Source organism: Paenibacillus cremeus (assembly GCF_007786445.1).
Classification (GTDB): domain Bacteria; phylum Bacillota; class Bacilli; order Paenibacillales; family NBRC-103111; genus Paenibacillus_G; species Paenibacillus_G cremeus.
The window spans coordinates 37,722-43,932 of sequence record NZ_VNJI01000062.1 but is presented as its reverse complement, the minus strand read 5'-3'; the positions used below and the strand labels follow the sequence as shown (position 1 = coordinate 43,932).

8 protein-coding genes and 2 pseudogenes are annotated in these 6,211 nt (G+C 45.0%); 1 reads left to right on the top strand and 9 read right to left on the bottom strand.

The genetic code is table 11. From position 1 onward, the window contains the following. Positions 1-563 precede the first annotated feature (563 nt). From FPZ49_RS30995 to FPZ49_RS30970, 7 genes and pseudogenes are all read right to left on the bottom strand, one after another. Positions 564-1,172, bottom strand: a pseudogene (locus FPZ49_RS30995) (transposase); the annotation flags it as partial. Positions 1,173-1,194: 22 nt separating this feature from the next. Further along, positions 1,195-1,317: pseudogene (locus FPZ49_RS37125) on the bottom strand (transposase); the annotation flags it as partial. Positions 1,318-1,778: 461 nt separating this feature from the next. After that, the gene (locus FPZ49_RS30990) at positions 1,779-2,075 is read right to left on the bottom strand and encodes a spore coat protein (RefSeq protein ID WP_144854217.1); all 297 of its coding nucleotides are present in this window, start codon (positions 2,073-2,075) and stop codon (positions 1,779-1,781) included. A 10-nt stretch (positions 2,076-2,085) separates the two neighbouring features. Beyond that, complete coding sequence (locus FPZ49_RS30985) at positions 2,086-2,286, bottom strand: hypothetical protein (protein WP_144854216.1); 201 nt, start codon at positions 2,284-2,286, stop codon at positions 2,086-2,088. Positions 2,287-2,317: 31 nt separating this feature from the next. Continuing rightward, positions 2,318-3,454 (bottom strand): zinc-dependent alcohol dehydrogenase, encoded by a 1,137-nt coding sequence (locus FPZ49_RS30980; protein ID WP_144854215.1) that lies wholly within the window; start codon positions 3,452-3,454, stop codon positions 2,318-2,320. Then, positions 3,451-3,837, bottom strand: coding sequence for a spore coat protein (locus tag FPZ49_RS30975; protein WP_144854214.1), 387 nt, complete (start codon positions 3,835-3,837; stop codon positions 3,451-3,453). Before FPZ49_RS30975 ends, FPZ49_RS30980 begins: the two co-directional genes overlap by 4 nt. Before the next feature lie 11 nt (positions 3,838-3,848). Continuing rightward, positions 3,849-4,091 carry a spore gernimation protein GerQ gene (locus FPZ49_RS30970; protein WP_127462735.1) on the bottom strand — a complete coding sequence of 81 codons (243 nt, stop codon included), beginning with the start codon at positions 4,089-4,091 and terminating at the stop codon, positions 3,849-3,851. 181 nt (positions 4,092-4,272) lie between these two features. On the opposite strand from FPZ49_RS30970, the gene FPZ49_RS30965 reads away from it, so the two are divergent. Continuing rightward, positions 4,273-4,554 (top strand): hypothetical protein, encoded by a 282-nt coding sequence (locus tag FPZ49_RS30965; protein WP_144854213.1) that lies wholly within the window; start codon positions 4,273-4,275, stop codon positions 4,552-4,554. A 337-nt stretch (positions 4,555-4,891) separates the two neighbouring features. Here the strand turns inward: FPZ49_RS30965 and FPZ49_RS30960 are convergent, their stop codons facing one another. Further along, positions 4,892-5,422, bottom strand: a complete 531-nt coding sequence (locus FPZ49_RS30960; protein WP_391563889.1) for a CBO0543 family protein — start codon at positions 5,420-5,422, stop codon at positions 4,892-4,894. 59 nt (positions 5,423-5,481) lie between these two features. Then, entirely contained in the window at positions 5,482-6,009 is a 528-nt protein-coding gene (locus FPZ49_RS37350; RefSeq protein WP_315899217.1) for a CBO0543 family protein, read from the bottom strand. Positions 6,010-6,211: the final 202 nt, after the last annotated feature.

Genomic DNA, 6,211 nt, shown 5'->3' with positions numbered 1-6,211 from the left:
ACGCTTTTGCCTTCGTGCCAAGATTTTTAAAGTATCCCTGGTTTGGAACAAGAGTATTTCCATTCCTAAATTAAGAAAATTACGGAATTATTGAAGGGGTATTGACCGCCTCGTTCATATCAGTTTAACATATCCACGCAGGTTTCTGGTATGATTGCCGTCACTATAATCCGAGTTTAATGGGTGATTGCTAATGGGTTAACCTCACGGCAGAAATCGTTATGGTTTTTTACAGATAACATTTCAATGGAATGAAGTTGTAGCGGAAGAAATATATGGGTCTGCTTTAGTGCAAAAAAGCTGTTCACCCAAACCACCATCTGTAAATAGTGGATACTATGGTAAAGTATGGTTGCACCTTTGTCATGGGCTCATGGCGGTTAACCCTCCCACATCTCGCAGAGTCTACGCTCCCACATTCCTTCATACAACCTATCCATGAGGTGGAGGTCAGACATGCTGCCCGACAGGATCTTCGTCCGTATGGATTGTGCCTTTCCGACTCATCCGTGCTACTTGTTATCTCTCCGTGGCTTAGGTAATCATCTTACAAGAGTGTTCAATTAAGCTGCTTGTGAAAATTCTACAAATCGAGGGATATCCTGAATCAACTTTTCTTCACTGAACTCATGGCCCTTCTTCAATATGCCGAAAAAGATTCGTGTGAGCTTGTTACACAATGCGATCAGAGATTGCATCTTTTTCAATGGATTTACCGGCCGTTTCGTGTAGTATTCGTGCAAGGTTCGGAAGGCCGCGTTTTTAGCAACTAACGGCATTATTATTCGAAAGAGCAACGCACGAAGACGTTTCAGCCCTCGCTTGGTTATCTTTGTCTGGCCTTTATGTGTGCCTGATGAATTTGTGTTCAAGTTCAATCCAGCGAGTTTCGTGATCTGTTTGGGATGACGGTACTGACCAATATCACCTATCTCAGCTAGAAACCCTGCGATCGTGTCTCTTCCAATCCCTTTAATGGCAAGCAATTGCTGCACATGTGGGATCTGCCTCAGCAGTTCATCTAATTTCGTTTCTAGTTCTTCGAGCTTGCTATGAAGCCATTCGTACTGGGTCAGCAGGAGTTTTAACTCCATTTTAGCTGTCTCTGCACCTTGTTGTATGCCTACTGAACGGCTTGCTGCTTCCTTCAGATTTTTTACTCGAACCAAGCCAAATAAGTCTTCAGTGTGTGTTGCTTTTACCTGTCTGATCCAGGTATTTTAAATACTTCGTCACAGGAACAACTGGAATACCTACATCATCCAACAGCAAATATCTCTTTTTATTATCATTAAGAATTACTTCTTGTACTCTCACAACAACACTCCCAACGAAAGCTTTTATCCTCATATATTAAATAATTTAATCTAAGATTTAAATCCATAGATAACATTTCTTTTAAACAAAAAATAGAGGAGATTAGCTCATATAATTAACTAACCATCCTCTATTTACGTTACTACAATTAAACTAGGACAATAAAGTTGTAGACTGGGAACGGCGGCGGCGTTAAGCTGGATAGTTCAATTAATTCTACAGAATGCCGGGAGGATTGGGTATTTTATAATCACAAATCAGACGATATCTGCAAAGATTGGCAACATAAGAATCAGTGTGTTTGTAACGGAGCCCAAAAAAGTGCGGAGCGTGTCTGCCCTTGTTGTATTGTTGGATTCTCGACACGGGGAACATTTGATTCTCTAAAGTCTTCGGCTAAAATCAAAAAACGCGCCTGAACCATGATGGTTTTGCGCGTTTTGTCGGGACGAAATACGGTGTCAGGACGGGATGTTCATAGCGGTCTGAATATTTTTCAGATCGAGCTGAATTTGCTCCGGAATATGGTAGGGATGGTATAGGCCCCGCTGCATCATGTAGTTTGTTATCTTTTCATGGGAGTCTATAGCTTCGTCGAGCTGTTTCATCAAAATTTGCTTGATTTCAGGGGTGGCACATTCGGTTACGGCCATGGCGTAGTTTCTGACTCCGCTCTTGGCGTTCATCAAAAAATCCATTGCGATCACGTCGTCGGTCAGCTGATGAAGCCCTGTCATGTGTTCTAGTATTGTGTTCATGTTTTATCTCCTATAGGGTCACTTTAGACAGCACTCCACCGAGCTCCTGAAGCTGCTGCTGTGATAATTGCACGTCTTGCTGCAAAATTTGCCTGAGCTCCGGGTCGGTTACCAGAGCTTGCATGGTTTTGGATTTGGCCATGCAAACGGTCTTGAACGCAGCCATTTCATGAACCTCCAGCAGCTCATGCAAAGCGTAATTGGAATTCATTCGGATTGTCCTCCCCTGTATTTACCCATATTCAGGGCTTTAAGATGACTTTGATGCAATTGTCGGTTTTTGTATCGAACACTTCATAGCCGTGCTTGGCCTCGCTGAGCGGAATGACGTGCGTAACAACGTCTCCAGGATCTACTTTGCCCGACGTAACCAGCTCGTACATATACGGCATGTAGTGAATGACCGGGGCTTGCCCGGAACGGATATTCACGTTGCGCTGCATGATGTCGCCGAGCGGGAATCCGTTATAGCGCCCGCCGTATACCCCAGTGACTTGGATGGTCCCGCCTTTTCGGACAGCCTGAGACGCAATAATAAATGCGCTCATGGTGCCGCCCTGCAGTTTCAAACCGCTGGCTAGAAATTCGAGATCGCTCATCTTGCCGTCCATTCCTACCGCATCAATCACGACATCGGCGCCGCCTTTGGTCATTTCCTTGAGATTGTTGCCGATATTCTTATCCTGTTCGAAGTTTACGATTTCCACATTGTTTGTTCGCTTCGCATGCTGTAAACGGTAATCGACATAGTCAACGGCGATGACCCGCTTTGCTCCTTTCAGCCAGCAGAATTTCTGGGCCAGAAGTCCGATCGGACCGCAGCCGAGCACGATGACCGTATCTCCATTCTTGACGCCGGCGTTATCTACGCTCCAGAATGCCGTCGTCATGGTATCGGCTATCAAGCTTAGCTTTTCGTCCGGTTGCTCGCAGTTTTCAGGAATCTTGAAGTGGGTAAAATTAGCAAACGGAACTCGTAAATACTCAGCTTGCCCGCCAGGGTAACCACCGGTCGTACCGGAGTAGCCGAAATATGCGCCCATATCGCCGTGATCGTTTGAATTGTCGCATTGGCTTTCCAGCTGATTCTTACAATAAAAGCATTCTCCGCATGCGATGTTGAAAGGGATGATTACCCGGTCGCCTTTCTTTACCTTGGTCACTCCAGAGCCTATTTCTTCTACGATCCCCATCGGTTCATGCCCGATGACATAGTTCTCCTGAAGGTTAGGGATCATCCCGTGAATCAGGTGAAGGTCCGAACCGCAAATGGCGGAACTGGTGACTCTTACGATCATATCGTCCGGTTTCTCAATCTTCGGATCCTGCACCTCTTTGACCACGACATTTTTAATCCCTTGATACGTTACCGCCTTCATGCTTTATGTCCTCCAATATGTTCATCTGGGGTCCGATCAAACATCCCTTTACGCGACGTATCATCCGGGAACAAATTCATCTGTCCGATCATCACCGTGTTTTTCGCTGAAAGCTGGTCGAGTTGGTACTGTTCGTTCAACTCGTAAGGATGGAACCACTTTTTGCGAATCATAAGCTCCGTGATTTCTTGGTGCAGTGCAATCCCTTGCATAAGATGATTGCGCAGCAGCGCTCTTACATCCGGAGAAGCCGTTTCCGTTAGGGCAATGGACAAATTTCGCACACCCTCCTTGGCACGAAGAAGGAAGTCCATTGCAAAAGTCATATCTGCCATTTCCGGCATATTTAATGAATTAATCGGGTCTTGATAATCAGTATTCATTTGCGTTCCCCTTAATGTGTTATAGGTGTGGGGCTATTCGGAACAGGCGCTTGGAATGGAGCTCTTGCGTAGATGGCCTGGAGCTCGGCGATCTGTTGCGTGGATAGAATGACATCCTTCTGCATTAATGCTTTCAGCTCTTGGTCAAAGACCAAGCCTTGCATAAGTTTTGACTTAGCGAGGCAGAGCGTTTTGAAGTTTAACGCTTCATGCAGTTCCATCGATTCGTGTGGCGCTAGCGTTGGCGTATTCATTGAGTAATTTTCCCCTCCTTACTTTCATCGAAGTTAGATTGTCCTACGCATTCGATCCTATACTAAATGGATTGTGGGGTCCGAAATATTTCCATCAGTAGTAGGAATATAAACAAAATCTCAACCGCATACTTATTTCTGTTTAAGTTATTGATCTTTGCTCAAGGAAGGAGGACTCACCTTGCCCAATGAAAACAAAATTGATCTAGCCACCAAAAATGCAAGAAAACCGGCAGAAGGTACACTTAACTCGAGTGGCAATACGCTGGAGCAGCATGCATCTAACGCGGTTTCTGAGGCGCAAACGGCTTTAAATCAGGCGATAAGCTCGATAAGTGAATCTAATGCGGCAACAAATTCACAAGCTTTGGAGACGGCCCGGCAGCAATTGACCCAAGCAGAGGAGTTTTTAGATCAAGCGCAAACTTCAGCAAACGCATTACGTCTACCGGACCAACAATAAAACGGTAGCTTTGGTAGTGGCAGAGATTCTCCTTCTTTTTCGGAAACAAGTGGAATCAAGCTAACTAATAATGAGGTATGGTCGTCTGTCTATATAAGTGATTCCCTTCTGACGTATGTTGGAATTCCACAGCAGACGGCAGAATTTTGTTAGCGTCCATTGAGATCAGGAGTTGCATAACGGTTTCAAGGGCAGCTTTCTTTCGGGTAAAATCTTTTTCAGAGTTTTTGACATAAGGTGCGGGTAGCGCTGACATTTCTCGTATGAGAAACGTCAGCGTTTCTTTTAGCGAATTCGCGTACTACTCATTGGCGTATTCCCCTCGGTTTTTAAGGCCTTAAGGGGCCTCCCTTTTTCTTCTGCTTCCTATTATTACGGGTTGGTCGTTAAAATGCCGACGTTCACCGCAGCTCGGTGGCAGCGCAAGCTGGGCGACGTCTTGGTGGCAGAACGTGTCGTAACTGGCTGCGTTCTTTTGTTTTGCCGTTTCCACTCCTGTCATGGTTCCGAAGTAGATCACGCAGAACACTCGAGTCATCAGGAATGTGAGGAAAATCATGGCCCATGACCAAAACCAGTTCCAACGAACATACCGAATCAGATCGGTATATTGTTCGATAAGCACCTCGACCACCGTCAGTACAGTAGTGAATAATACATAATAGCCGAATTGAATCCAGCGCCTCCGATGGGACGGATAATAGGCGTTAAACACCGCGCATGTCATCGGATAAGCCATATATTCATAAGTGAAGCTCGTCCGGCTAACGTCGGCAAATTCTCTTACGGGATAGGCGAGAAGTTGGAGTTCGACCACGGCATGACCGAAAATACACGTAATCCACTGTTTGAACAAAAAAGCGACCATCGCCAATCGACGTTTCTGCCGCGGGATGAAGAGAATCAATAACAATGAAAGGATCCATGCTAAAATGATGATCCTATACTGCAGTTGTAAACTAGTCGCTCGCTTGCTTCCTTCCTGAAAACTTTACGGTCTCTAAAGAACCAGCTCGCTAAGCCGTGGACGGATAGCAATATAATCGATAACACGATCGCCATAAAACTCCAGTGAAAATGTACATATTCCACCAAGTCGGTATTTGCGGCTAGCAACCCTTCAATTAAGGTGAGCAGTGAAATCCAGGCGGCAAAGTAAAAACACTTCGTCAACTTATTTGCACGAGGTCTATAGATGTAATAAAGACCGCTCGCAACAGGCGTCCACACCACTTTGAACGTGATATTCAAAACCGAAGCTTTGGGAAATTCACGCAACGGGTAGGCCAACAAATCAAAGTGAACGAGCAGCATTTCTACCGTCCATACTACAGCCTGACACGCAAGAAAGCACAATACAAATTCATGAGCTTTTACTCTTGGAACAAGAAAATAGATGGTAGTAGTTATACACACAAACCAGACTAGCAGCAATAAATTTCGTTCGATTTCCATGGACATAACTTGTACAAGGAAGGAGGCTCCTATGTATAGGGTACTTCTTTTTATTCATACTTTCGTGGGCGGTGATACTTAGGCAACACAACACCGTTTACTCGTTGTCCGTCATAGACACGAACATGCGGGGTTCCCGCAAAAATATTTTAGTATATCCAGGCACTTGAACCATATTCAGTCATATATAGGTGGTAGCAGT